The organism is Lysobacter dokdonensis DS-58 (genome assembly GCF_000770795.1).
GTDB lineage: Bacteria > Pseudomonadota > Gammaproteobacteria > Xanthomonadales > Xanthomonadaceae > Noviluteimonas > Noviluteimonas dokdonensis.
In genome coordinates this window covers 412,678-438,668 of sequence record NZ_JRKJ01000002.1, presented here as the reverse complement: position 1 = coordinate 438,668, position 25,991 = coordinate 412,678, and the positions used below count along the sequence as shown (strand labels likewise).

Genomic DNA, 25,991 nt, shown 5'->3' with positions numbered 1-25,991 from the left:
CACAGCCCGGCGGCGGCGCAAGCATCGCCCCCGCCCGTTGCCGACGGGCCTTCTTCGTGCGCGAGAAGCTGTCGACGGGCGGTTGCCGCCGGTCACCCAGCACGACATTCGCACGCACGCGCGCCTGGTGGCTCGTCGGCGCTTACAGGACGAACAGTGGCGCCGAGAGCGTGGCTACCCGTTCTGCTGACCCTCCTTGCCGGTCTGGCGGCGCATGAGTGCTGCCGGAGCGGCATCTACCGATTTCGAGGCATGTGCATGGCCCGCATTCGAACCATCAAACCAGAGTTCCCGCAGTCCGAAAGCATGGGCCGGGTGTCACGCGACGCCCGACTCCTCTTCGTGATGTTGTGGCCGATCTGCGACGACCACGGGAGGACTCGCGCAGGCTCGCGAATGCTCGCGAGGACTCTTTTCCCGTACGACGACGGAGAAGAAGGGCTGGTTCGCACGACGGGCTCCGATGTGAGCGCCTGGCTCGACGAACTGGAGGGCGAGAACTGCATTCGCCGCTACGAAGTGGACGGTTCGCAGTACCTGGAGATCTGCAACTGGTTGAAGCACCAGAAGATCGATAAGCCGAGCAAACCGCAATTCCCCGACCCCTCGGGTACGACTCGCGACACTTCCGCGACTCCTCGCGAGGATTCGTCGTTGGAAGGGAAGGGAAAGGAAGGGAAGGGAAGGGAGACATCGGAAAAGTCTCCATCGGGTGAATCGAGGAAGCGCAAAACGTCCGTCCCCGCCAACTTCGGAATTTCTGACCGGGTGCGGAAATGGGCGAGTGAGAGAGGATTCACTCGACTCGAAGAACGCCTCGAACACTTCGTTGGCCAGGCAAGGGCGAAGGGCTACGCGTACGTCGACTGGGACGAGGCGCTGATGAACGCCGTCAGGGACGACTGGGCGAAGCTCGGGAACGCTCCGCAGGCGTCACCTGCTTCGTTGCCGGAACTCCGCGCATGAGCCGCGCTGACGCTCTCCTGCTGGTCGAGCAGCAGTTGCTCCACACCGTCCTGGTCAAGCCGTCGTCGCTGGCGGAGATGTCGCTGCAGGCGAGGCACTTCACGACGGAAGCCTTCGCCGAGCTGTGGGAGTACATCACCCGCCACAACGTCGAGGGTAGTCCCGCGGACTTCATCGTTGTCGGCGAAGCCGCCGAACGCGATGGACGACTGGCGATTCGAGACCTGGCCTTTCGCCTGGCTTGCGACAAGGACCTCATCGCCTGCAGCAATCCTGCCTACCAGTCGAAGCTTGTAATCGAGGGCTGGCGGTCTCGCGAAGCCTGGCGGGTCGCGGACGAACTTCGTGCGTCAGCGGCTCGGCGCGAAGAGGGCGCTGTCGATCAAGCGATCTCTCAGCTCATGGGTCTCTTCGCGGACGAACGCGATTGCGAGCACACAGCCAAAAGCGCCATGTCCGCAGCATGGGGACAGGTCCTGGCAGCCCATGAAGCCGGTGGCGCGCTAATCGGAGTCCCAACCGGTCTCGCGGGGCTGGATGACTGCCTCGGGGGCTTGCACGACTCCGATCTCATCGTGGTTGGTGCGCGGCCTGCAATGGGCAAGACCGGCCTGTTGCTCAGCATGGTTCTGGCCGGCAGCGTCGATCACCAACGCAATGGCTGTCCCGTGGGGCTGATTTCCGCGGAGCAACCACATGAACAGGTGGGCTTGCGTTGGATGGCGACCGGATCGTCTGTGTCCGTCGGGCGGCTGCGCACCGCGCGTATCGAGGACCACCAGTGGAGCGGCCTGACAGAAGCGGTCAGGGCTTACAGCGATCGTCCGATCCGCATCTACGATCGGAGCTCGCCTGACATTGCCGACGTTGCGAGAGTGGCGCGCCGCTGGAAGCACCAGTTCGGTATCCGAGCGCTGTATGTCGACTACCTCCAGAAGCTCGAGAACACGTCTTTGTCGAAGGCGCCAAGGCATGAGCGCGTCGGTTCGATCGCGAAATCATTGAAGAACTTGGCGCGCGAGCTTCGGATCCCGGTTGTTGCCTTGGCACAGGTGAGTCGCGACGTCGAGAAGCGTGAGGACCAGCGTCCGCTCATGTCAGACCTGGCGGACAGCTCGGAAATCGAGAAGGAGGCCGACCAGATCATGACGCTCTGGCGCGACCTCTCGAACCCAACGGCCGACTGCGCGCCCGCGGAGATCAACGTGGTCAAGAACCGCCACGGAAACATCGGTCGGGTCGATTGCCTCTGGCGCGGCGCGCAGACGGCCTTCGTCGACGTCACCGACGCCCGCGAACCTTAGGAGCCCCTAATGGCCCGGAAACATCGAAAGTTGCACCCACTCCAACTCGCACGCCTCGCCCGCGAGGTCACCGCATCCGCCAGAGCCATCGTCGAAATGGAAGCGCAAATGCGGGCCGGCGCTGTTAACGGGAGAGAGTCGAAGACCGAGCAAGTTGTGGAGTCCCATCAGCTCATCTACGAGGCGAAGGAGCTCAATCTCGCCGTGTGTGCCCTGCAAGTCCTCACGGCTCAGGTGCGCGAAGAGCTCCACCTGGCTGCGAAGGAGACGAAGAGAACTAAACGCCAGATGCGAAAGGAGGCGCCGCGATGTGGGGCGTTCAAAGCCGCGGGCGGCCGCTGCAGGACGCGTCTCGAGCCTGGCCAGTTCCGTTGCCCCCTGCACGCCGCCGTGCAGCGTACGAACCGCTTGAAGCGGGCTAGGGCGGCAAAGAGGGCGCAGCCTCAGTCTCACAACGAGGAGGCCATAGCCGATCAAGAGAGCATCGCGAAGAGGTTCGGAGGTGGCACGTGATTGGCCTATTCGATCAGGGCGTCGAGCCTGCCAACGATCGCGTCCAGCATCCCCGCCTTGACGCCATCGGTCTCACCGCTGGCCATCGCAAGGGCGGCGACGTGCTTCCGAAAGGCCACAGCGACCTCCGGCGGCTGGGAAACAGCTGCGAGCATCGCGATCGCGGATGTCAAGGCGTCGGCCACACTGGCCAGGTCTTCGTCGATGGGCATGAGGGGTGGCCTCCTGAAGGGGTAGCGCGAGGCTACGACCGAGGGGGTCCCCTGCCTATTGTCCTAGGGCAGACCTTCGGATGAGGGGCACACCCTTAGGGGGTCGTCACTTCGACGAGGGTGTCTGCACGCGCGCACGAATGACTTTGGTGGGGAGACCGATGAAAAACGGGATGTCTGGAGGGTGGGGGTACACCCCCTTGAAGAAGCGGAAGGGTGGGGGCAGGTGCAGGGCAAGGACCGAGAGGGGTTCCCCCTGCCCGGAATACGCCGAGGAGGGATACACCCGCTGCCGGCGTCACCACGGGCTGTGCAAGGCGCTCACGAAGGCTGGCAAGCCCTGTCGCGGCGGGAAGCTCCGAGGGGGACGGTGTAAGTGGCACGGGGGTCTTTCGACGGGTCCGCGGACCGTCCAAGGCAAGTCGAAAGTAGCAATGAACTTTCCGCGAGTACGCGCCAAAACTGGAGCGGGGTGAGTAAAGCAGTTGACTCTTAATCAATAGGTCCAAGGTTCGAATCGTTGACGGCCCACCAAGATCAAGCACTTAGGGAAACCTAGGTGCTTTTTTTTGTCTCTCATTTTCCGGGCATTTTCCAGATCATTTTCCGGAATGCCTCTGAGAGGGTTGCTGTACTTGCTTAGAGCAATTGATTTGCAATCAACACGCTTAAGCACTTCGGAAAAGAAGAGGGCGCGGCTGCAGCCACGCCCTCGGTAACGTCATCCGATTAGCTTCAGTGCGATGTCCAGTAGCGCCCCAGCAAGCTGCGCCCCGAGGACAAACAAGTGCAGCACTTCCGCCTTTCGGCCTTCCCGCTTACGCATGGCAATTCCTTTTGCACAGAAGGACGGCGCTTCATGCGCCGGACACCGGGAGCCCGGTGACGACTTGCTCCAACGAGGGCATCTCAATGCCAAGCCGTTGCGAGCGCGTTCCGTGTAAAGACCACAGCACGTGGATCCGGCGCTCATTCGGTCCTCTGCGGTCGCGTGACGCCGGAGATTACCAACTGCCTTGCCTGGCTGGTCGTGGAACAAAATGCTCCACGGCGACTATCTCAGTGGCTGTTGAGACGATCCTGATGTAACTAATTGACGGGCGTTGGGGAGGGAAGCGTCGTGATCGAGCTGATTAAATTCCTTCAGGGGGAATGGGGCACGTTGATCACTGCTCCGTTCACATTCGCTCTCTTCTTTGTAATTGCCGTCGCCGTGGCATACGCGACTGCTCGTTGGGCATTTCGTTCGGTTATCGATCAACTGCGCGCCCAAATTGACACGCTGGAGAAGCAGCTAGATGACTTTCGCGAACGTCTCGGTTTACTGCCTGCGCACGGCAACGAATACGTCAAGCTTAGCCACGCCGATCTCAAAGACTCGACGTTGAAGTTGGTCGACTCAGTGCGCGCGCTCGTGACACAAGCTGACCAAGCTGGCCGGGAAGAGCTAGAGAGCTGGTTTGACCAAATCAAGGAACGTGACGAACAAAAGCAGCAAGAAATCTTCGAAAAAAGAGTGCGCGAAGTGACTGCTGCGCATGAAGCTGCGATCGCCGAATACACTCGGAAATTCAAAGTTAGAGCGATTCTCATGAAGGATGCATTGCGGGATCGCATCCCCTCACCGGGGGGGGGCATAGATTTCAAGTACGAGAATCCAAATAGCACGATGCTGCTCACGCACATCGCTGATGATTTGGAACGACTTGCTCGCCAGCTTCGACCCTGACGTGCACCCTCGTCGCCTAACTGGCCCTGTTCGCATAAACGGCGATCCGACCGGCCTGGCCAGTGTCCGCTTTCGACCCAAAGCGGACATTGCCCGTTCCAGTCATTGTGCTTGTAAGCTCGTCGCCATCTGGGGAGTTCATTGAGTCGAAGCATGCCCATGCGCATCGTGTTCGTTGCCACGCTGCTGGCGCTCGCCCTTCCCGCGTGTGGCGCGAATCCCACACCCGTCCCGATCTCTGCGCTGTTGAAGGACCCCGACGCCTACGACGGAAAGGAAGTGCGGATCTCGGGCGCTGCCGTCGTGCGCTTCGAAGCGGTATTCGTCTGCCAGTTCGTCGATGACATCGTCGGCGACAGCAAGCGGTGCCTATGGATGGTGCCGGGTGACATCAGCGACGGCGCGGTTCGCCTCGCGCCAATGCACAACCGAGTCGTCGAGATCACCGGGGTCTTCCGCGCGAAGCGACACGGGCACATGGGCGCTTACGGCGGAGAGCTCGTCGTGACCAAGTACGCCATCCTGGACAAGCACGAACGCGGTGACGTGCCGCCGGTGCCACCGTCACCGCCAGGGTCGTGAGTCCATGACCCGGTGTCACTCTCCCGCCGATTTCCTCTACATTGCGCCGAGTCATCAGGCAGGGGCCCTCATGGTCAGACGCATTCGTTCTTTCGCCGCTGCAGGGGCCGTTGCCTGTATCGCCACCGCTTGCGCCGGTTTATCGATCGATCTCAGCCGGGACGTGGACTACAACACTGCCACGGACACGGTGGCCGCATTGTTGTCGGCGGTCGCGGCAAATGACCAGGCCAGGGTCGACTCGCTGACGACCCATTTCGACACGCCGCCACCTTCTCCCGAAGCCCTCGCGAGCTTGGCCAGCTACTACGGCGGTCTTGCAACATCGTCGACCGTCGCCGGACCTTTTCTGGATGATCCGGAGATCGCGATGAACGACATTGCCGGTCTCCGACGTTACTTCGACACTGTCGGAGCGCTCCAACAGTACGAGTGGGACGCGGACGCCCACGCGCTCTCCCTCAAGTTCGCATGCATTGCGTCCGACGGGCCGCGCTGCGTCAATCGCCTCTACTTCGTGTTCCGAGACAAGGTGGGTGACCACCCGCGCGTCAACATGATGATTGGTGTTCGCAACAACCCAGCTTGGGCGAAGCTATGGGCGGACTTGCCGAACTCGCATGACCTGGCGCCTGCTGCCCCCGCGCCAGCGATCGAAAAGGCGCTCGCACAGTTCGCAGCACCACTGGGCGCGGACGTGCTGGAGACGAGCACCTATACGTTGAGCGTCATCGCCCACTGCCCTGAAGGCGAAGTGGGCTGTTCCAACCTGACCGCATCACTGTCGAACAAGCAATCGGGGAAGAAAACGTCACTGACGGGGAGTACATACATGGCGAAGTGCGCGGACCGCGTGACCCCGTGCCACCTGGGCTTCTACGACCTCAAAGCAAGCGGTGTTTCCGTTCGCGCGTATCCAGACGGCCAGCTTGAGATCCAGTCTCCCGGGCTTGGTGATTCCAGCGAGCGCGGCGCTTGGCGGAATTGACCACCGGGGCCGGCCCAATGTCCGCTTTTGGCCGATAGCGGACGCGGATCACCGGGTTGACCTCTAACGAGCGGGCATTCGGCCAACTCCTCGCGCTGAACTACGTGGTCCGGTAGCCTGCGTGAATCCAACGGGGAACTGCATGATCAGAAGACGAGGCACGCGCGTCGCCATGATTGGTGCTGCGATCGCTTTCGCGTTCGGCCTGGTGATCCTGTGGTTCGTGATCAAGATGGCCCACGGGCGCGCGGAGTATGCTGATGTCACCCATGCGCCCGAATACGTCGGCATCGTGGGCAAGGAATACGCCTTCGCGATTCCGATGCCTGCCTGCGGAATCACCATGGATCGGGACTACAAGCCGCCTGCCGACGAGGTCGTCGTCATGGCGCCACCCGGCTTCAGCGGTCCCGAAGTGCTTTGGTGCGATGACCTGCCCGAAGGCACCGCATTTCGTGTCGTCGGCGTCAGACGCTGTAGCAACTGCCTGGACAGTCGCGAGGACGAAGTCATGGTCGATATCCTGCCGGGACGGGGGTACAGGGGATTGCCGGTGGAGTTGTATTCGGATGATGTTGTGTCGAAGGACGAATCCGGCCGGCCTCGATTAAATTTCCAGTACTACGCGCCCCGTTGATCCTGCTGACGCTTGAATGCATTGGAAGGCGTCCCCTTCACCAGGTGACCGCTAACGACCCAAAGCGGACATTCGGCCGACGTAACATTAATCCGTCGGTTGCTGCGCTATTTGACCTGCAATTCGCGCCGTTCCGGAAGATGAACGAAGCTCTGCGGCAAGCCCCGCGGCGGGTGACTTTTCAGGTGGGTTGGGGCGGCGGTATTCTCCGCGCCGTGAAGCTCAACGTATTCGCCTGCAAGGACGGGTTTCTGCTGTCGTCCGATTGCATGCTGGCGCCCCGTAACGCGACCAGGGCGCACTGGCCCGTCTCTGCTTTGCTTGGGGTCGTGGACTGCGAGGAACTCCCGGCCGATCTCTGCTCGTTCATTGAACAGGACATCGACGACAAGCAATTCTCTTTCGTCAGTACCGCTGAGGCGTTTCGCGTCGGCATTCCCGGGCTTGCGAGCAAGAATCCGCCGCCTCAAATGGCATAACTCCGCCTGCATTTCGCGTTAGGTTCACGCGGGCGACTCGAGTACACCGCACAACCATTCACGTACGCCAACCTTTGCTTCAGCCTCGCTGTCGAAAGTTGCGCTTCGATGCTCGTCAAGTGGTCTGTGCAAATTGACCGTAGCGACCCACTCATCATGAACACCCGCCCGGACCACTCTGGCGTAGTCAATGCCGTCGGTTCCACATCGCAGATGCTCGCCTTTATGCGCTTCTGACGGGTACCACGAGAAATCTTCGATGACCATTTCGCAATCGGAACGGTCAGGGAATTCGACTCGAATCGATAAGCCTTCGCTTCTCGTCGGTCAGGACCTCCGTCTCTGCCTTCGTCAGGTTCTCTGGCCTCGGTCCAATCTTTCTCAGCGGTGCCAGTCCTTGTTCGCTTACCTGCCGATATAATTCTTTGGCTTCCTGCACGCAAATTCGGATGCTCTTGCATTCCTCTGCAGACCTTGAGAGCGATTCGTGCAAGGCGGCACGTACCCCTCGACTGGCTTCGATTGCCGCATCTAGGCGCGCGGTTGCGTGCGCCGACTCTGGGCTCATGGCAGCTCGTCCTGAATAGGAGCTGCACGGAGGCCCAAGTTCTGCGGCGCGGTGTTCTCGTCGCGGTGCACACTCCTTATACGCCTTCTGCATGCTTTGTCGAAAGAAGTGTCCGCCTAGCGCGACTGGTTGCGCTCCGGACGACCTGGCGATGACCGCTTCTGGCCGGATGCGGACTTTGGGCCGGGGTGACTGCTATCACCCAAACGGACACTAGGCGGACATCTTCCAGTTGCGCGGGCTGCCCCAGGAAGTCCCGCTTGTCGCGTAATAGTGTAGGCGCGCAGCATCAACGCGAATCGTTAATCAACCGCCACTCGCCGGGCACCTCCCGCGTCGCGCTGAGTTAACTGATTCCGGCCTACGCTTGCAGACGCCGCATCGTGGCGGCGAGCAGGACCAGCAGGTTATGGCACGCGGAAGCAAAGACGCTTACACCGACAAGCAGAAGCGACAGGCCGAGCACATCGAAGAAGGTTACAAAAAAGATGGCGCGTCGGACGAGAAGGCCGAACGGGTCGCTTGGGCGACTGTTAACAAGCAGGACGGTGGCGGCAAGAAGAGTGGTAGCGGACGTTCCCACCACACGTCGAGACGGTGACGCGTCTGATAGACCCGTTCGCGCGTCGGGGAAACCCCTCGGGCCCGCGAGCAAGGCGTCACTGTCTCACCCCAAACGCGAGGGGACGCGGCGGCGCCTCGGCAACCGCGCCGTGCTTTAACCACTCGATCGCCCTGCTGCGATCCCGGAACATCCCCGCGGAGAAGCCCAGGGCATCCGCGGCGGCGTGCAACTCCGAAATGCTGCCCTCGGGACAGTTGACGTATGCGATCCGCGCGCCGGCAAGCTCGTGCCGGCCGCTGAGAGCCTGGAAGAAGGCTTCCTTTTCGAGGGGGTCCCCCACCACGTGCCAGGCAAGGGTGAAGTCGACCAAGAACCGGGCGATGCCACGCGCGGCTGCGGTCTCGCAGACCTTTTCCATCGCGCGCCGGCGATCGGCGTACGTCACCGGCCCGGTCAGGACCGCAGACAACCGGGTTTCACGTGCGGAAAGATGCAGGGAGAGGTGCATGGGAGCGACACGGGGGTGTCGGTCGTCGGGGGAAGGCGCGGACGCTACTCTTTCCTCTGATGAGCCCGCATCCGTAATCCACCCTCGGCATGGTTGAATACGTATTCACCGCCGGGCGAGACGCAGAACTGTAAACCCGCATGTGGACGTTTACACCTTCCCGGATTAGGTCAGGGCGGCGACCTTCCAATCAGTACCGACGACACCGCGCTCGTCGTCAGGAGCTTTCATCCAGGGCCGCTGGCGTTGACAAGAGTCACGGCAGCGCGGGCAGGGCATCCCGCAAGTTGAATAATTCAGGCAACTGCGGCGAGCTTTGACACGTGCTTGTTCTTGCCGGTCATATATTCGGACTCTCGGCGCTTGTTCCGGCTTCGTTGGCAGCGGAATCTCCACGCCGAGAGGACCAAATTTGTGAGGGTCTTCGGCGCGTACATGGCCTACTGTCTTAAACCGCTAGATGAATCCACCATCCTGCTCACGTATGCGGGGTTGGTTGGATACTTGGAACGCGCAAAAGCTCTGCCCCGGGCTGTCGATCGCATGCGTCATACGGGCGCTAAAAACCTGCTGGTCGACTTCACCCACGCGGTGGTCGTGGAAGAGGGCGCGGCTGAGCGCGCCGACTTCATCGCTTGCGCGATTACCGCGTTTTCGGTGCCCAACGCAAAGGTTGCTTTCGTGGGGGTTTCCCGAAGCATTGCTTGGCCCGCCGAGTTGGCGTGCCAGGTTAGGCACGTGCCCGCCATCGTCTTCCCGGATCTCGAAAGCGCGGTCGATTGGTTGGAACACGGGGCTTTCAGCCCAGTAACACAAATGCCACGTCCGCAACCTGCATCCCAGCCTGCATATCCGTCGCGTAGCTGACGTCAGTCCGGACCTCAGTGTTCTCTCAGTCGAGTGCACCGGACGCGGGGCGCGGCAGTGTGGCGAACTGATCGATGTAGACGCTCTCCGACATACCCACCGGGGCGTATATGCGCGCCCCCCAATCGACCCCCATAGGCGCTTTTCGGAGCCTGTACACCGCTACGTGCCCCGTCGGTAATTCGTGCTCGTGAATCTCCGATACCTCGGCCACCCATCGACATTCGCCATGGAGGGGTCCGCCGACGAATTGGACCAAAACACATGCCACTTGGCTCACTGGCCGCCCCTGGTCTCGTTCAGCGCCCACGGGAGCGCTGTCCGGCGATTCTAGTGCGCCTGCGTTTACTCCGGTATCTAGTTTACGCGCGAGGCGGGGATGGGCTTTGAAGTATTCCAGTGGGGTCAGGAATGGCGCTGGCGGTTGGTCGGCCCGGACGGAATCGTGGCCCGAGGGGAGCCTTGCGCGTCTCTGGAGGAATGCCTAGAGGCGATTCGCCTCGCACGCGGCACCAACGAAATCACCCCCATCTACAACTACGATACGGGCGCGTTGCTCGCTATCTGAGGCAGTCCACTTTCATAGAAGACAAGCGTGCTAAGACTCTTGGTGGTTCCGCGGTTCGAATCCCGAGTTCCATCCTAACTCGCGAATCCGTGCGATCAGTTCGGCTATCGGCTGCACGCGAATCTCTGGCAAGTTCACGAGCGTGCAGACGCCAACGTGAGAGTTATCGTCGGGGTTCTGCCAGATCATCACAGTGTGATGGCCGTCGGTAACGCAGACGCATCGGCTGTCCTCAAGTGTCTTTCGCGTTAAGTCTTCGACACGCATGACGGACGGTCCAGAATGATGGCGGCTCTACCTCTGCGGTTAGCCTAGCCCCTCTTGCCGGACTTGCGAAAAATCCCGGCGGTGACGCCGGTTCTCGAAATCCCCTGCCATCGTAAAGCTGAGGCGTGCCACTTCACCCGTTCTTCGTGGATGGGAGGCGAAGCTCACCGCATGACGGAGTGCGATCTCGAGGTAAACGTCTATGGCTGCCGGCACGGGATACTGATGTCCCACGCCTGCATGGTCCCTCCTATAGAGGCTGAACGCTTCCGTTCGTGCTCCTCACGTCTTGGTCTGATCCGTTGTCGCGACTTGGGCCCCGTGTACTGCGAGCGGATTCGGAGTGACATTGAATCCAAAGCCTATTCCTTTCTTACGTCGGAAGAGGCCCATGGTGTCGATGTCTCGCGGCACATATTGCCGGCAGACTAACCGCGCCTTCGCCGATAGCGGACATAGGAACGAACCAGCTCGTATAAGGGGCGATCGCGGGGGCTGGCGAGTGGCCGCTTTCGACCCATAGCGGTCACTCAGCGTGGCTGCTCCTCGCCGACTCCAGCTGAGTAGCTGATGCCTAGCGGACTTCCTTTTTCTAATCAATTGCCGGGCGTAGATCGTTGAGCATGCCTTGGCCAACGTCCGTCAACTTCGGAGGTGTGCTCCCGTCAATCAAGCCTTGATCAAGCAAGCGTACGTACAGAACATCCTTCGTCGATGCCTTGCCGCACCGAATTCGTTCAAGCTTGTAGAAGAGGTCGAGTTGTTCCAAAGCCGATTCTTGTCGGCGATCGCTATGGCGACGGCCATGATGTTCGTTCCAGCCTTTCTCGACTTGGGCCTCGACGGCCTCCCATTCAATACCGGATCGATTGCCTTCAATCCATGTGAGCCGGGCAAGCGATTTGACGTCAGCCCAGCTGTGACCCCAAAACAAATTCGTGATAGCAGCGATAAAGCTCTCCACCTCTAGTGAGGTGGCTGCGTTCGTATTCATAACGGCCTCCGATGAGCTGCACGGAGGCCCAAGTCCGCGGCGTCAATTGGGTCGCCGCTGTGCGCTATTTTATACCTCTGTCCATGTGAGGCAGGCGCGTCTGGCTGTCCATGTGAGGCAAGCGCGTCTGGCTATCCATGCTGAATCGTTAAGCAGGCCACGTGCTCGGGGCGTCCGAATCGGCGCCTAGGGACCGCTCGTCGGACACAGCTGAGAGGCATCTTGTTATGCCCATCAGACACGTCCTAGATTTTCCTCCGCGGGAGGTCTCGCATGGACGAGAAGCACCTACTGGAGCAGGCCGAAGAGGTTTCCTTCTTCGTCCAAACGTTGCAGTCCGTGTGGCACAACGAACCATGGGAAGAAGTCGAGCCGTACGCCGAGCGGGCTTGGCGGCAAGTGACTCGATTGGGTAACAATTGGCCGTGGTCGACCGTCAGGGACTTCGTTCGCGAATCCTGGCGTTAACAACATTGTTGTTCGCCTCACTGCGCGCTCAACCTAGGAGTTTGGCCAATGTCCGCTTCTGGCCGAAAGCGGACACGTGATTTGCCGCTAGCAGGCGAGTCAGACCTCCGTTTGTTCGGCCATGCTCAAGGCGTCATCCACCTCAACGCCCAGATAGCGGACCGTGCTCTCAATCTTCGAATGACCAAGCAATAGCTGGACGGCGCGTAAGTTTTTGGTGCGTTGATAGATCAGGGATGCCTTGGTGCGACGCATCGAGTGGGTCCCGTAGCTAGGCTCACCCAGACCGATGCTTCGCACCCACCCTTTGACGATGCGTGCGTACTGCCGCGTCGAAAGGTGCGAGCCGTCGCATTGGCGACTTGGGAATAGATAGCCATCCGGCGGGAGATGGCGCGATTCGATCCACGAAGCCAGAACGTCGCGAGTCGGAGGGCTGATTTCAAATTGGACGGGGCGCCTAGTCTTGCGCTGAATTATGCGCGCGCGTGGCGCAATCTGCGCCCCGTGGGTTACGTCGCGCACATGGAGACGGACCAGGTCACAAGCCCTGAGCTTGCTGTCGATAGCCAAGTCGAAAAGGGCAAGCTTGCGAACATCGTCGGCGAGCTGGAGTCTGAACCGGATGCCCCAGATTTCCTTGAGCTTGAGCGGGGCCTTCTGTCCCACGAGCTTGCCGCTATTCCAAGCGGGTCGTTTGCACGGTTGGTTCATGACGTTCTCCGTTCCCGGACAGGAAGGAGAACTTGGACTCACGGCCGTTCAGCACCGGGTGTGTGGCAGCTTTCGGCCAAAAGCGGACATCCGTGCATCGTTTGGCGAGGGGATCAGGCTGGGGATAATCGTTCGTCTAACGGTAGGCGCACAACGAACTCAGCGCCCTCGCCCGATATCCCGGTGCTGTGTGCGCTCACGTCGCCGCCATGCAGCAAGACCATCTGCTGCACCAAACTCAGGCCGATGCCGAGGCCGCCATGCCCTTCGCCGACCACGTTTACGTCGGCCTGTGCGAACAGCTTGAATATGCGGGGCAGTTGCTCCGGCGGAATGCCTGGTCCGTTGTCGCGCACACGCAGCACCGCACGATCGGCCTCGCGCGAAAGGGACAGCGTTATGCTGCCGCCGGGCGGCGTGAACTTGGCGGCATTGTTCAAGAGGTTGGTGAGCACTTGAACCAACCGAGTGCGGTCTCCCAGCACCCACATCGCCTCGCTGCCGACGTCGACCGTTAAGCGGTGGCCGCGCTCCTCCATCAGAGGCCGCACCGCCTCAACACCTTCGTTAATCACCTGCTGCAACTCAAGCGGGCGCAAACTCAGTTGCACCTTTCCGCTGGTGATGCGGCCTAGGTCGAGCAGGTCATCCACCAGGCGCTTCAATTGCGGCACCTGCCGGGCGAGGATGTCGCGCGCCGCGATGATGCGCGGCTTCACCGGCTCGTCCATCTGCATGATGGAGACCGCGTTCGCGATGGGCGTGAGCGGGTTGCGCAGCTCGTGGCCCAACACCGCGAGGAACTGGGTAAGTCGGCGCTCTTGTTCCTCTAGCGCGTCGATGCGGCGGCGGTCGGTAAGGTTGCGAGTGACCTTGGCGAATCCGCGGTGGCGGCCCTCGGCGTCGTAGACTGCGGTTATTACGACGTTAGCCCAGAAGAGGCTGCCGTCCTTCCGTACGCGCCAACCCTCCTCTTCGTACTGGCCGTCGCGCAGGACCATTTCCAGCTCCTGCCTCGGCCAGTCGATGTCAACCTTCTCCTTCGGGTAGAAGATGGAGAAATGGCGACCGATGATCTCCTCGGCGGTGTAGCCCTTCGTGAGCTGGGCGCCGAGGTTCCAAGTTGCGACACAGCCTTTCGGGTCGAGCATAAAAATGGCGTAGTCGCGCACGGCGTCCACCATCAGCCGGAACATCTCCTCCGACTGGCGGAGCAACTCTTCTTGCTTACGCCGCTCGGTGAGGTCGCGGGTGATTTTGGCGAAGCCACGAGGGGCACCATGCTCGTCGTACAGGGCCGTGATGACCACGCTGGCCCAGAAGCGGCTCCCATCGCGGCGCAGACGCCAGCCCTCGTCCTCGAATCGGCCAGTACGCTTGGCCATGTCCAGCTCGTACCCAGGGTAGCCGGTAGCGATTTGTTCGTCAGAATAGAACAGCTCAAAGCTGCGACCGATGACTTCCTCTTCGGTGTAGCCCTTTAACCGGCGCGCGCCCTCGTTCCAGGAACGGATGCGGCCCTGCGCGTCGAGCAGGAAGATGGCGTAGTCGGCCACCGATTCGACGAGCCAGCGAAAGTCGGCGTCCGTGACGGGCGCGACGTCGTGACGCGAGGTACGATCGATTGGGGAGGATACGGACATCGGCGGCACGATACGCCGTTGCTGAACGGCGCGCCAATCCGGACGTATGAGACCCTTTTGCGCAGCAGGTGCCTTGGTGTCCCGTCCTGATCCCACCGGTCGTGGTCGTGGCGATTATGGCGGGATGCGCGCAGAAGGGCCGCTTGAGAGGCGTCCGCTTCGGCGAGATGCGGAATTAGCTAACGCTCGAAGTGTCGCTCTGCGTCGAATTTTTCAAGGAGGCACTTCTGCTTTCACGTTGTGCACCTGCTGAGACTCAATCAGCAATTGGGAAACGCGCTTGCGAACCGGCGCCACGAATTCCTCGCTAATTTCCTGCACGCTGATGAGCAACTCCACTGTGGACGACGAAGCCGGGTGCTCCCACAGCAGTCGGGAAATGTAACCATCGCAAGCCCGGACCGCTCTGACGGCAAGCATGCGCTCGATCGTGACGTCTTCCAGCTTTTCGAGCGTGGGGCGGCTCATGTGCGGCAGCGTCTCCTCCAGAACCGGAAAAGCCCAGCCGTAAAACCACTCAGCGATGCGCCGTAAAACTACGGGAATCGACGCCGCGCTCCCAGCGAGCTTTCAACAGTTTCAGGACGTCGCACGGGTTCCTCGCCTCCATTGTTCGAGGGTAACCAACGCATAGAGCTGATTTTCGACCTGACGCTGGATTTCCCCGCAGACGTCCTCAGGAAAGTCTTCGCAGCGCACAGTTCCTATCGGTATAAGGGGGCCGTGAGCGTGGCGCTCATGAAATGAGGGCTGCAAACACTCGGGGGCGATAAGCACGCCGCCGTCCCGACAACGATAGGCTTTAAACCGGTCGCTCATGTCTGCAATTTCCCTGCGTAAGAACAGCAGAGGCTGGCTGTGAATCGCTACTCCTCGAAAAGCGTTGGGACGCTACTACCTCATGCGTCAAGCACGGTTGAAGGTCCCCAGGGCGTCCGCTTTGGGTCGAAAGCGGTCACGGTCGAATGTCCGCTATCGGCCAGAAGCGGACATTCGCGAATGTCCACCAATCCCAGTTTGCAGGGTCCTGGAGCCCCGCCCGCGACGTTGACGCGCATAGCGATTGAGTTGAAATCCGCTATACGACGCAGGTTTTGCACAAAAAAAAGGGCGGAGCAATGCTCCGCCCTTTACTCGCCGAATCGTGTGGATTATCGGAGGGACTTGCCCCCCGCGTCATCCGTCGATTGCTTCGAATCCCCGGCGACCTGGCGGTCCGTGTCGGTGCCCGGATCTTCGGCCTTTACAGGCTGCGATTCGTTGGCGCCCTCGACCTTCTTGGCCGGGGGTGTCTGCTGGCCAGTGCTCTTGCCGGCGTCGGTGCTATTGGAGTTATTCATGCGTCTCACCTTTGTAGGATCCCGAATCGGGATCGTTGATTGGCCATCGCCAAAGATTGCCTGTTGAACAGGCCTTGGGGCTCAAAGGCGAGGATGCAATTCGGTGAGTGCCGTCGGACAGACATCCGTGTTGTCCGGTGCCCATCCAGACTGCGCGCCCCCTGGTTACAGAAGCGTGATGTGGAAGAAGACAACGCGTCGTATTGGGCCTGATGCTGCCGCGCTCATGGTTGCCGCTTCCACGAGTAGTGCGGACCTTCGGGATGCCAAGGCTCTGCATCAGTCGCACGTCTCCGCAAAAGAGGTGTGACTGATAGCGGCGGCCAACCTGTTCTCGGTATCGAGGGGGCCGTGCACAGATTCCAAAGAATTGCTCGCGCACGAGAGCGGCGTTGCGACGGCGACGGATGTTTCATGATTTTGCCTCGCGTCAAATCACTTCGGCATGGGAATGACACCGTAGTGTGCGCCTCCGGAAGTCGATGAAACTGTATGGGGTCATTCCGGCGGTAGCTCTCGTGACGCCAAGGAGATGAGGAGCAGTGCATAGTGCGTTCGCCACGCTTTACGTCGGCCCTTAGCACTCGCCTGGCCGTGCCGACTCTGAGGTTTTATCGCAGTTCCTCTGGTGACTCTCCATGAAATTCAATCGACGAATCCTTGCGCGCAGACTGGGCCGTCTGCTTAGCGGTCTCGTTCGAACGCCAACACGGGGCGAGACTTACGATGCGCCTATCGATCCGGCATTCGATCACCAGATCAAGAAGCACGTCCGGCGTGACGCTATTGCTGCCGTTCAGTACGCGGGGTGGTCTGATGCGCGCCGCGCCCTTCAGGACGACGTCAAAGCGGGTCGCGATAGTCTGAGCGAGTCGACGTCGCACTACGGATTGCACGGATGAGACCTGAATCCCACCACTGATGCCCTTGCGTCGTTCACGTCCGCGCCAGAGTCACGACTCGGTCACGGGCGAGGGCGCATTGTTTGTCCAAGGCCACCGTGCCATTCGTCCATTTTCGACGCCCGCCGACTTGCGAATTGGCTCCGCGCTTCATGCGCCGGCCCGTAAGAGGTGTGGAATGTTCTCCTTCGCTCAACTATTTGAATCTCGCCCTTGGCGATGGCGGCTAGTCGCGTCCGCGCAATCGTCGAAAAATCACAACCTCACATTGCGTGAGGTGCTTGAATCTCTCGAGGCGTACCGCAACTGCGCAACCGTTCGGTCGCCTTACCTCCAGCGTCTCATCTACCTAGTGAAAGACGACGTCGCGAGCTCGGAGCGTTTCCCGCTTCGTCGCGGCGGTCCGGATACACCCCGAACGCGGGGCGCCTGGAGATCTCGCTACAACCATCTGCATCGCTACCTTGGTTTGGGAGGTGCGTTCATCGCACGCCCTGATGTCGCTAGCGCGGAGGCGCTGTCGGCAGCCGAATACGAGGGCTGGCCCTTGCCCCGGACGTGACGTGAACCAACTACAAGCAGATGAGGAGTTAATTGACATGGGTAATGAATGGTCTAGCGGCATAGAGCGCGCGCGCGAGTCAGATGCTCACGTCGCAGCCTTGCTGACATCTTCCCTGATCGCGCGAGCTACGCACCCTTGTGGGACAAGCGCGGTGCTGGAGGCTGAGAACGCAGTGAACCTGTATCGGTGCGTTCTCGCGGCCTTGGCCAAGGGCGAGCGTGATCGATTTGACGAGTCCGTGAGTCCGACGATGGATTCGGCAGCCATGCAGAAGCTCGATGTATCAAGGGACGGAGTGAAATTTCGATATCGGAGCATTCTCTACGACAAGCTCGACGACGCTTTGTCCTATGCTCGGATCGATCGAGAGCGTCAGGCCGAAGGCTCATAGGTCAAGAGCGCATTGCCTCCACCTGGCTCACAGCCATTACACGCCGAAAGCCGAAGTGCGGACCGAGTGTCCGCTTTGGGTCGAAAGCAGTCACCCGGTAACCAATGGCAGCTTTCGGCCAAAAGCGGACATCCGTACTTTACTGAGCGCGGCTGATCAAATGTGTTGCTCTACGATGACGTCGGCGCGTCGGCATCCATGGCAATCAACGCGGCGCGCTCCCGGAACTCGTGCGCGGCGGCGACGATCACTTCGTGCGGCTCGTCGAGCGCGTCGAGCCACACTTGCAATTCGCCGAACGGAGTGGCTGCCGACGCAAGCGACGGCCGCACGAACCGCATTAGCCAAGGCAACTGGCGCGCGAACCGATGCGGCGAGGCGATGGCGATGAGGAGCCTTCGCACTTTGTAGCCCCCAGAAGCGGTTTCCACGTACTTCAGGCCCACGATGGACACCCAGGGGATTCGGCCAAACGCGGCGTGCCGCAGGCCGTGCGCATCGATCACGAGCGTCGGCCCGGATTTGAACAAATAGCCGAAGACCAGCATTCCGCACGGGATGGCGAACAGCACTGCGCCCCCGACGACCTGCTTGGCGCTGTTCGGATCTCGCGTTGGCACGAGGACGATCGCAACCATGAGCAATACGCTCACGACGGTCCCGATCACCCACGATTTGCGAATCGAGGCTTCGAATTTGGACGAACGCGAAAGTGCCTCGATCGCGCTGTCGACGGCCAACCCGATGTCAATGTCGAGGCGGCGCCATTTCCATAGGGCGGCGATCGCGATCACCGCACACATGGGCACCACCGCGGCCGGCACGGACGCCGGCCAGGCAAAGCGGTCACGATGGAACATCACGACAACGCTTACGCCGATGCACGCCCCCACGAGCATCGCCAACACCACACGCAATCCGCGCACGCCTTCGTTCCCCTTGCGAACCGCGACATCGTAACCGGTCGCCCCGCGTTGGAAAAATACACCTGCGTATCGGATGTCCGCTTTGGGTCGAAAGCGGACGCTGCCGTAGCGAAAACGATCGGCTCCCTGCAAAGCTCGACCACGTGTCAGCCCCCTGAAACAGCCCGACGTTCGACAGTCTCCGTCACCGTCCGGCTTTCGGTTTTGCCGGCCGCGCCCTGGATCTCCACCTGGGTCACACTGGTTCGACTCCGAACATTCCCGGCCGTATCGGTCTCGAAAGTGACCGTCCTGGTCCCGGTCACGCGCTCCTTCGCGCGCTCGCGCAGTGCCGCGTCCAGCGTCACCGGCTGCTGCATGATCTCCCCGGCAGCGACATCGGCCTCGGCGCGAGCGCGACGAAGTGCGCCAGGGTCGACCCCCATCTCGACCGCAAACGTCGCACCGTCTGGCCGCGTTGCTTTTTTCGTCAACGTTCCGGTGCCCTCGGCTTCGCTGTCCTGGTAAGTGACGCCCTCCCGGATGTCAGCGGATCGCAGGTCAAACGCCTCCAGCGTCTTGATGACCGACTGGGGATCGCATTCCATGCGGAATGCATTCCACGTAAAGATCCATCGCCCGCAATCGGCGCGCGTGAAATCGCCGGCCTTGAGCCAAGTGTCGACGCGCTCTTCGAGCTCGCTGCCATTGAGAAGCTGCATGGCGCCCTTGGTCGGCCTGAAAACACGCACCGGAAACTGCCAACTGCGCGCCCTGTCGTCGGCCGTGGCCTCTTTCGGAAGATCGTATTCCAGCTCCAGACCGCCCTCGCGCACGGCGATCACGCGCTCGAGAATGACATCGCGACCATTGGAGGATCCCGAGCCGCCATCACTGGTCCGCCCGGAGGTTTGGTAAGACTTGCTGATCTCGTATTCGTCGCCGGCCCTCGGCGCGGATTGCGGTGACGCGCTGCGTGCATTGCCGGCCAACAAGAACATCGCCGCAACTGCGCCGACGACCGGAATGATGTGCAACTGACGCTGGTTGGATCTGTCCATTCGGGCGGGCCACTTCGTGCGGATCGACGTTGAACGTACCCCACGCAGGCAATTGGCGCCATGCGTTACCGAAAGGCGACGACGTGACCAAGCTTCAATTGGGTCGAAAGTGGTCACTACTACTTGATGTCCGCTATCGGCCAAGAGGGGACATTCGCCGATGCCATCTGTCAGGTGTCGGCCAAGCGCGGTAGCGCGTGGCGCAGTTCTCGTTGCTCATAGCTGGCGACGCTATTTCCCCGGTGCGCAGGGACATCACAGCCTGAACCGAAGCAACTATTTGGGCACGCGTTCAGGCCGAAATCACAGACCAACTACGCGCCAGGGTACAGAAGGCGTTGTTGGGCTGCGATCCAGGGAGGGCAAATGAGCAAGGTCTATAGAGTCGCCGCGTATCCCAGATCCCAGGGGAATTTCCGCCCGGTCGTGCTCGTGAGCGATGACGGTGATCCTGGTTATGTGCGCGAGCGCGCGGTTCCCGGAATGGGATGCGCCACGATGGAAATCGCCGCCAAGGCCGCCGCGGAGTACGTCGAGGTTCTTCGAGAGGCCAATGTGTCCTTCATCTCCCCGCGCAGGAGATTGCTGCTCGAAGACCGACCACGCGTGGCGACGAACGGTTGCGAATGAGCGCAACGCGGAGCACAGAGGCATGGTAAAGCCAAATGATGCCTCCGCTTGGCACGGAAGTGGTCGATGAAAAACAAGGCCTCGCCGAACGGCGAGGCCTTGTGGATCAGCGCGACGGGGACTGGGGAGATTCGCGCGGGGCTGGCGTCCCCGACACTCGCAGGCTGTCGCTCAGAGCACGATCGGCCCGATGCCAGAAGAGATCCTTCGGACATTCTGCCCCGTCGACGCCTGCTCGGAAAGAGATGCCCACCGCATGTCCGCTGTGGGTCGAAAGCGGTCATCAGGGGTGACGGTCGGTCACGGGGCGGCGGTCCGGGGGGCGAAATGTCCGCTAACGACCCAAAGCGGACATTCGATACAACGCATGCGGACCTGCCTTGACGCTGTGGCGGGCCGACCTGAATATCCCGTGCGTGCGCCCGATCCGGGCGCTGACAAGCGTCAGAGCACCAATGAAGTTCTTCCGTCGCCATTTCATCTACGTCCAGGTGTTCCCGGATCACTTCACCGGCCGGGTGCTCGGTGATAAGCGCACGGTCAGGCGAGCGTGCCACTCGCTCGACAACCGTCGCGCAGAAATCAAGGATTTCTCGCGTATTCGGGACCCGCTGAGATCAATGTTCAAGGAGTTGTCGCCCGGCTTTTCGCTCCGGCGGCCCGTCGCGCTCATGCACTTTGTCCCATCGCACTACGTCCCGACTCAGGCGGAGCTGGAGGGCTTCAAGAAGACCGCAGAGCGCGCAGGTGTTTCATTTTGCTGGATGTCTAAGTGGGAGACACCGCATACAGATAGCGAACTTGAACTGGTATGGCAGGCGCTCTGACAAAGGATCTAATTAGGCGCCGCATGTCCGCTCTTGGCCGAAGCGGAGTCGCTGACTTGTCGGGCACGTGCCTGGCCGATAACGTGCGCCGTGGGCAGGGTGGTAGTGGGGGATGCATGGGGCTGTGGCGTTGGCTCACTGGGGGCGAGTATTCGGAGCCGTTTACGAAGGCCGAACACGTGCCGGAAATCGAATCCGACGAGCCCGAACGCGTTGACCCGTTGTTCGGTCCCTTGCTGCGACGAAGGACCGACCTGAGGGGCAAATGCAGCGTCGACGGCGTGACCTTCGAAGTGCAGTTCGACGCCTCCGATGACGATACCCTCTCGGCTAGTCTTGCACTCGGGCGCTCATTCTGGCCCGGCGCGTCCGAGTGGGTGCGTCTAGCGCGCGAGGTGCTAGCAGAGGAGTTCTACCGCAATGCGATGGATTGGGCGGAGATTGACGATGAGTTTACGGTCGAGGACTTTAAAGGCGTAGTGACGCCGACGACGTTCTGCTTCAGTACCGACGTTACCCTGTGGTTCGACGACGGCGAGCTCTTCCACGGCCACTTCCTGAGCGTGTCGGGAGGGCGCGAAGCGCCGGAATATGCGCAGATGATGGGGTGATGGTATCGATCACCGGTGACCGCTTCAAAGCGAGCTTTTCAGGGAGCCGATCGTTTTCGCTGCGGCAGCGTTCGCTTTCTAAACGGAGAGGACCACGCCCACGCACCAGCGCGATGGAGGCAAGCGCAACTTGCAGGAATGGGTGACGTATCATCCCTACACGATCAACCGTCCGCTTGGTACGTTGGTCCCATGAACAAACTTCGTTTGAGAGTTGCCGCAATTGACTTGGAGCGCCTTGCAAGCGAAGCGCTTGCCGCCGGCTATGTGGACGCATCTGGTTTGGTCAGGGGCCGCATCGCAGACCTGATCCAACTGGCAAAAGCAGATCAGATTGACAGTCCGGTCAAGGTTGGCAACGGATTTGACTATGCTTTCAGCGAAACGCGGCTTGGCGAATGCGTCGAGCTATGGAAAGCATGGCTGGAGTTCATCATGTACATAGAAGACTATGACTTGAGGCCATAGTCGAGAGCGCGTCCGCTCATGGCCGATAGCTGCCATTGCTCACTTGGTGACTACGTTCGACCCAAAGCGGACTCACTGACTTGTTCTGGGCGGGCGAGGACTCGTGCAGTTGCATGACCGAGCAGTCGACGCGCTATGTGCTCGTCCACCCGACCATTTATTTCCGCGGAATGAACGTCAGGCCGCCCAGTGCGTCACGGTACGCCGTCACGAAGCTTCCGACGAAATCCTCGCAGCTCACCGAAGGGTCTTGCCGCTTCTGTGATGCGCAAGCGCCAGATTCCTCGGTGAGGGTGGCCAACCCTTTGGAAAGGAGGAAGAGGGAGTTCCAGGAGTATCCGATTTCATAAACAGCATGCGCCGCGGCATCGACGCAAATGGCATGGAACGAGACCATCGTTCGGTCGAGTTCAATCGGGCTGTTCGGTGCAGTCGTCACGCAGGCAGGATTGACCGTACTCGCGGCGAAGGTCACGCCGGGGTGGATCTTCGTTGCGACATCGAGGGCGGACTGGCCGGCTTCGACGGCTCCCTTGTAGGTCACGCTCAATGCATAGGAATCCATGCCTTTCACGCCAGCCAACAGCGCGATCGTACGGGGCTCGTCCGCGTCGACCATGTAGTGCCATTCGGCCGAGGCGCTCAAGCCAGGCGGGGCGCCGTATTCGAAGACATAGCCTGGCGTTTCGATCCGGCCGCTCGCGGGCCGCCGTCCCTGCGCTTCGTAGTTCGGTGATCCAGCAATCGCGCAGGTCGATAGAAGACCGCCCAAGACAGCGGCTCCGCATTGCAGCGAATGACGCACGGTGATCCCCCCGGAACGGCGCGCAACAGAAGAGTCGCAATCCTCCCGAAGGCCGTTGTCGTAGTCAAGGCTATGCCCACTTCTGGCCATTGGCGGACAGAGTCTGAGTGTCCGGTTTCGACCCAAAGCGGACACTCCTTTTGCTGCTTCGCATCGGCGCACTCCGACGACCTCAATGTCCTTCGCAGCACGCTGGCACTGCCGTGATCGGCAGTAGTTTTACTGATCCCTCGTGTGTAATTCAGCGGTAGTCGGCGTCCCACGCTTTTGGCGAATCTACGAGGCCGTCTCCCCGGCACGAGGTCTCGCGATGAAACCCATCATTCGCAACGTCATAGGGCTTTGTGTCGCGTTGACCCTGACGGGTTGCCAGAAGCCCGACGAGCCGTCGGCGAGCGCGCCCGCCGCGACACCTTCCGCGGGCACCTCTCAGCCGGCGGATGCCGGGAAATCGACGTCGGCCGCTGCTTCACAGCCGACACTGGTGACCGAAGACAACTTCGTCCGCGCAGAGAGCGACAAGTATTTCAACACTCGGGTCGCGGGGAATGGCATCGGCAAGCTCGGTGTCCTCCGCGAGTTGATGCCGATCGACAAGCAGTCGGTGATCCGATCGAATCGTGACACGCTGTATTCGCCTGGCGTTTTTGACCTCGAAGCCGGTCCGGTAACGGTCACGCTGCCGGATCCAGGCAAGCGGTTCATGTCCGCGCTGGTGATCGACCAAGACGAGTACGCGCTAAAGACAGTGTATGCACCCGCGACATTCACCGTATCGAAGACCGATTCCGAAACGCGGTACGTGCTGATCGGCGTTCGGACGTTTGCTGATCCGAATAGCCCTGCGGACATGAAGGCAGCCCACGCGTTGCAGGATCAGGTTAAGGTGACGCAGGCCGGTATGGGTTCTTGGGAAGTCCCCGGTTGGGATTCGGCGAGCCAGGACAATGTCCGTGCGCAACTGATCCTGCGTGCTGCGAAGTTGGCCGACAGCCGCGGGATGTTTGGTCCGAGAGGGAAGGTGGACCCGGAGAAACACTTGATCGGCGCCGCCAGCGGATGGGGCGGAAACAACGAGAAGGACGCGCTCTACCTGACCGTCGTGCCACAGAAGAACGACGGGAAGACCGTGCACACGATGAAGATCGCGCCTGGTGTTCCGGTTGATGCCTTCTGGTCGGTCAGCGTGTACGGACCCGATGGCTACTTCCACAAGAACGATCTGGACGCCTATTCGGTCAACGATGTCACCGCGAAGAAGGCGGCCGACGGTTCGGTCACCATCCAGTTCGGTGGTTGCGACGGCAAGGTGCCGAACTGCCTGCCGATCGTGCAAGGCTGGAATTACTGGGTGCGGCTCTATCGCCCGAAGCAGGTCGCACTCGACGGAACCTGGAAGTTTCCGGAAGCCAAGCCTGCGTCCTGAGCATTCGACGCGTTGCCGCTCCATGCGGTTGCAGATGTCCGCTTCTGGCCGAAAGCGGACGTGCGCTTTGGGTGGCGGCTTTCTACCCAACGCGGGCACTTGGCCGATGAAGCCCCTTTTTCGTTGGCGCAGCAGGGAGCGGCGTCGTTCCGGTCACGGCCTACGGCACCATGCGCGGCCAGGGCAGCGGTCCTGAGCACTAGTGACACTTCGCCGTTGAATTGCTCGGACGACCGAGGTATTACTGCCGCCCTCCCTTTAGCGCTGCGGGGGGCGCATCGTGGCACACGAGATCTTTTTTGGAGACGGATTCGTCGAGGCCATCTACATGGGGAACGTCACCTATGCGGAGCGGCTTTCTGTCCTAAAAGCACTCGCGGAATCCAAGGACGCCGCGATCGAGGTACCGCTGTTGATCAACTTCCTCGATGCGGTGCTGGTAGATCCCGACGACCAACTGAATTTCATGGCGCATGTCATGTCGCAACCCGAAATTCAGGGGCGTTTTATCGCGATGGTGGGATTGTCTGGAGAGCATGCGCGCGCCGCGGTGCTGGCGGCTGCGGCGCTCGACGCGCACCTTCGGGTGTTCAATGACCGCGACCAGGCGCTATCGTGGCTGGGGCAAAGGACCCAAAGATTCGAAGTCGGGGCGTAGCCGCGTTCTGCATCAAAGAACGCGCCGTGTGAATCGAGTGCGACACAAGGCCATCCACGCTTCTCCTTAGAGTTTGGGGTGCTGCAGAGCGAGCATCGGAAGACGAATCTGCTTCGCTTCAGAGCAGCTGACAAAGGCGAATTGCTGGAGATCGATGTCTTTAGCGACGCGCTCGCATAGGGGCGGTGGTGGCTCATCGCACATGACCAGGCCGAAAATTTCGGCAACTGGACGGTAGGCCTCGGTGGCCTCACGAGGGGCGAACATGCATTCGGCGGACAACAGATACCCGCCAGAGCAAGCGAACACGTTGAGCTTCATGGCTGCGGTCCTGCGCCAGCCCCTAGGTGACGCACCAGCCCCTAGGAGCGCAAATGCTGGCGGATGCCTTGCGGGCCGAAAAGTAAGAACGTGGTCCTCAAAGCTGCGTGAAAAGGGCGATTGCGCCGGGTGCAGCAGCGCCCCCGCTCCGCGCGGGTCGCCTTTGGCCGATAGCGGACATCTGACTTGCCACTTGGAGCCCGGTCAGACCTCCGTCTGTTCGGCCATGCGCGACTTTTAGCTTGCTCAATTGCTGCGGCGCACCAGCCACTTATGGCTTGCTGCGTGTGCGAATTCGGGGGCTTCACACCTCTGCCGGGACCACCGGCGTAAAAGAATCGTGCATCGCGGCGAGTTCACTGCGCCGCTGACACTGGGCCTCCATGCAGCTCCATCGAGGATCGCTGCCATGAGCCCAAATCATCCAGATACCGAGCGCCTTACGGCTGCTATCGAAACGCGAAAGCGCTTGCGGGAGGAGACTCTGGAGATCCTGAAACAGGTGCGCC

The 25,991-nt window shown here is 60.8% G+C and carries 29 protein-coding genes and 1 pseudogene; 19 read left to right on the top strand and 11 right to left on the bottom strand.

Translation table 11 applies throughout. From position 1 onward, the window contains the following. Positions 1–258 precede the first annotated feature (258 nt). The 3 genes from LF41_RS15950 to LF41_RS17175 are packed head-to-tail and all read left to right on the top strand — an operon-like array spanning position 259 to position 2,783. Complete coding sequence (locus LF41_RS15950) at positions 259–966, top strand: hypothetical protein (RefSeq protein WP_152599847.1); 708 nt, start codon at positions 259–261, stop codon at positions 964–966. Further along, positions 963–2,270 (top strand): replicative DNA helicase, encoded by a 1,308-nt coding sequence (locus tag LF41_RS02440; protein ID WP_052116051.1) that lies wholly within the window; start codon positions 963–965, stop codon positions 2,268–2,270. Before LF41_RS15950 ends, LF41_RS02440 begins: the two co-directional genes overlap by 4 nt. A gap of 9 nt (positions 2,271–2,279) precedes the next feature. After that, a complete protein-coding gene (locus LF41_RS17175; RefSeq protein WP_237577580.1) occupies positions 2,280–2,783 on the top strand; it encodes a hypothetical protein in 504 nt (167 codons plus the stop codon). A 5-nt stretch (positions 2,784–2,788) separates the two neighbouring features. Here the strand turns inward: LF41_RS17175 and LF41_RS02430 are convergent, their stop codons facing one another. Further along, positions 2,789–2,995, bottom strand: a complete 207-nt coding sequence (locus tag LF41_RS02430) for a hypothetical protein (RefSeq protein ID WP_036165178.1) — start codon at positions 2,993–2,995, stop codon at positions 2,789–2,791. Positions 2,996–3,075: 80 nt separating this feature from the next. Here LF41_RS02430 and LF41_RS17325 point away from each other — a divergent pair, with 80 nt between their 5' ends. The 7 genes and pseudogenes from LF41_RS17325 to LF41_RS16370 all read left to right on the top strand — a co-directional run. Continuing rightward, the gene (locus LF41_RS17325; protein WP_425599459.1) at positions 3,076–3,471 is read left to right on the top strand and encodes an HGGxSTG domain-containing protein; all 396 of its coding nucleotides are present in this window, start codon (positions 3,076–3,078) and stop codon (positions 3,469–3,471) included. A 644-nt stretch (positions 3,472–4,115) separates the two neighbouring features. Continuing rightward, complete coding sequence (locus LF41_RS02420) at positions 4,116–4,724, top strand: hypothetical protein (protein ID WP_152599845.1); 609 nt, start codon at positions 4,116–4,118, stop codon at positions 4,722–4,724. Between the two features lie 159 nt (positions 4,725–4,883). Further along, complete coding sequence (locus LF41_RS02415) at positions 4,884–5,306, top strand: hypothetical protein (protein WP_036165172.1); 423 nt, start codon at positions 4,884–4,886, stop codon at positions 5,304–5,306. A gap of 70 nt (positions 5,307–5,376) precedes the next feature. Next, the gene (locus LF41_RS15945; RefSeq protein ID WP_052116050.1) at positions 5,377–6,294 is read left to right on the top strand and encodes a hypothetical protein; all 918 of its coding nucleotides are present in this window, start codon (positions 5,377–5,379) and stop codon (positions 6,292–6,294) included. A gap of 142 nt (positions 6,295–6,436) precedes the next feature. After that, positions 6,437–6,931: a hypothetical protein gene (locus tag LF41_RS02405; protein ID WP_036165170.1), complete on the top strand. Its 495-nt coding sequence runs from the start codon at positions 6,437–6,439 to the stop codon at positions 6,929–6,931. Beyond that, positions 6,928–7,410, top strand: coding sequence for a hypothetical protein (locus LF41_RS02400; protein ID WP_152599844.1), 483 nt, complete (start codon positions 6,928–6,930; stop codon positions 7,408–7,410). The genes LF41_RS02405 and LF41_RS02400 overlap by 4 nt, the downstream gene beginning before the upstream one ends. 977 nt (positions 7,411–8,387) lie before the next feature. After that, a pseudogene (locus LF41_RS16370) lies at positions 8,388–8,555 on the top strand (HupB); the annotation flags it as partial. Between the two features lie 82 nt (positions 8,556–8,637). On the opposite strand, the gene LF41_RS02390 reads toward LF41_RS16370, so the two are convergent. Further along, positions 8,638–9,051: a hypothetical protein gene (locus tag LF41_RS02390; protein WP_036165165.1), complete on the bottom strand. Its 414-nt coding sequence runs from the start codon at positions 9,049–9,051 to the stop codon at positions 8,638–8,640. A 435-nt stretch (positions 9,052–9,486) separates the two neighbouring features. Between LF41_RS02390 and LF41_RS02385 the strand changes: the two genes are divergently transcribed. Continuing rightward, on the top strand, positions 9,487–9,918 hold the full coding sequence (locus LF41_RS02385) for a hypothetical protein (RefSeq protein ID WP_152599843.1): 432 nt from the start codon (positions 9,487–9,489) through the stop codon (positions 9,916–9,918). Between the two features lie 1,427 nt (positions 9,919–11,345). Here the strand turns inward: LF41_RS02385 and LF41_RS16600 are convergent. Beyond that, the gene (locus LF41_RS16600; protein ID WP_152599842.1) at positions 11,346–11,747 is read right to left on the bottom strand and encodes a hypothetical protein; all 402 of its coding nucleotides are present in this window, start codon (positions 11,745–11,747) and stop codon (positions 11,346–11,348) included. A 273-nt stretch (positions 11,748–12,020) separates the two neighbouring features. Here LF41_RS16600 and LF41_RS02370 point away from each other — a divergent pair, with 273 nt between their 5' ends. Continuing rightward, positions 12,021–12,215, top strand: a complete 195-nt coding sequence (locus LF41_RS02370) for a hypothetical protein (RefSeq protein ID WP_036165157.1) — start codon at positions 12,021–12,023, stop codon at positions 12,213–12,215. Between the two features lie 99 nt (positions 12,216–12,314). On the opposite strand, the gene LF41_RS02365 is transcribed toward LF41_RS02370, so the two are convergent. The 4 genes from LF41_RS02365 to LF41_RS02350 form a co-directional block, all read right to left on the bottom strand. After that, a complete protein-coding gene (locus tag LF41_RS02365) occupies positions 12,315–12,929 on the bottom strand; it encodes a tyrosine-type recombinase/integrase (RefSeq protein ID WP_036165155.1) in 615 nt (204 codons plus the stop codon). A 113-nt stretch (positions 12,930–13,042) separates the two neighbouring features. After that, positions 13,043–14,572: a sensor histidine kinase gene (locus tag LF41_RS02360; protein ID WP_052116049.1), complete on the bottom strand. Its 1,530-nt coding sequence runs from the start codon at positions 14,570–14,572 to the stop codon at positions 13,043–13,045. A 213-nt stretch (positions 14,573–14,785) separates the two neighbouring features. Next, positions 14,786–15,040 (bottom strand): hypothetical protein, encoded by a 255-nt coding sequence (locus LF41_RS02355; protein WP_036165153.1) that lies wholly within the window; start codon positions 15,038–15,040, stop codon positions 14,786–14,788. Positions 15,041–15,723: 683 nt separating this feature from the next. Then, complete coding sequence (locus tag LF41_RS02350) at positions 15,724–15,912, bottom strand: hypothetical protein (protein WP_036165152.1); 189 nt, start codon at positions 15,910–15,912, stop codon at positions 15,724–15,726. Between the two features lie 1,465 nt (positions 15,913–17,377). On the opposite strand from LF41_RS02350, the gene LF41_RS16595 reads away from it, so the two are divergent. Beyond that, positions 17,378–17,770: a hypothetical protein gene (locus tag LF41_RS16595; RefSeq protein WP_152599840.1), complete on the top strand. Its 393-nt coding sequence runs from the start codon at positions 17,378–17,380 to the stop codon at positions 17,768–17,770. A gap of 170 nt (positions 17,771–17,940) precedes the next feature. Here the strand turns inward: LF41_RS16595 and LF41_RS02340 are convergent, their stop codons facing one another. Beyond that, complete coding sequence (locus tag LF41_RS02340) at positions 17,941–18,678, bottom strand: hypothetical protein (protein ID WP_152599839.1); 738 nt, start codon at positions 18,676–18,678, stop codon at positions 17,941–17,943. Positions 18,679–18,842: 164 nt separating this feature from the next. Then, positions 18,843–19,736, bottom strand: coding sequence for a hypothetical protein (locus tag LF41_RS02335; RefSeq protein ID WP_152599838.1), 894 nt, complete (start codon positions 19,734–19,736; stop codon positions 18,843–18,845). 366 nt (positions 19,737–20,102) lie between these two features. Between LF41_RS02335 and LF41_RS02330 the strand changes: the two genes are divergently transcribed. The 4 genes from LF41_RS02330 (at position 20,103) to LF41_RS02315 (ending at position 22,272) form a co-directional block, all read left to right on the top strand. Continuing rightward, on the top strand, positions 20,103–20,366 hold the full coding sequence (locus LF41_RS02330; RefSeq protein WP_036165142.1) for a hypothetical protein: 264 nt from the start codon (positions 20,103–20,105) through the stop codon (positions 20,364–20,366). 455 nt (positions 20,367–20,821) lie between these two features. Further along, on the top strand, positions 20,822–21,193 hold the full coding sequence (locus tag LF41_RS02325; RefSeq protein ID WP_036165139.1) for a hypothetical protein: 372 nt from the start codon (positions 20,822–20,824) through the stop codon (positions 21,191–21,193). 116 nt (positions 21,194–21,309) lie between these two features. Continuing rightward, the gene (locus LF41_RS02320; protein ID WP_036165136.1) at positions 21,310–21,804 is read left to right on the top strand and encodes a DUF2262 domain-containing protein; all 495 of its coding nucleotides are present in this window, start codon (positions 21,310–21,312) and stop codon (positions 21,802–21,804) included. 192 nt (positions 21,805–21,996) lie between these two features. After that, complete coding sequence (locus LF41_RS02315) at positions 21,997–22,272, top strand: hypothetical protein (protein WP_036165133.1); 276 nt, start codon at positions 21,997–21,999, stop codon at positions 22,270–22,272. A gap of 157 nt (positions 22,273–22,429) precedes the next feature. Here the strand turns inward: LF41_RS02315 and LF41_RS02310 are convergent, their stop codons facing one another. Continuing rightward, on the bottom strand, positions 22,430–23,077 hold the full coding sequence (locus tag LF41_RS02310; protein WP_152599837.1) for a hypothetical protein: 648 nt from the start codon (positions 23,075–23,077) through the stop codon (positions 22,430–22,432). A 310-nt stretch (positions 23,078–23,387) separates the two neighbouring features. On the opposite strand from LF41_RS02310, the gene LF41_RS02305 reads away from it, so the two are divergent. Next, positions 23,388–24,503: a DUF1254 domain-containing protein gene (locus LF41_RS02305; RefSeq protein WP_084073237.1), complete on the top strand. Its 1,116-nt coding sequence runs from the start codon at positions 23,388–23,390 to the stop codon at positions 24,501–24,503. 280 nt (positions 24,504–24,783) lie between these two features. Then, complete coding sequence (locus LF41_RS02300; RefSeq protein WP_036165126.1) at positions 24,784–25,161, top strand: hypothetical protein; 378 nt, start codon at positions 24,784–24,786, stop codon at positions 25,159–25,161. A 66-nt stretch (positions 25,162–25,227) separates the two neighbouring features. Here the strand turns inward: LF41_RS02300 and LF41_RS02295 are convergent, their stop codons facing one another. Further along, on the bottom strand, positions 25,228–25,482 hold the full coding sequence (locus LF41_RS02295; RefSeq protein ID WP_036165123.1) for a hypothetical protein: 255 nt from the start codon (positions 25,480–25,482) through the stop codon (positions 25,228–25,230). Between the last annotated feature and the right edge of the window lie 509 nt (positions 25,483–25,991).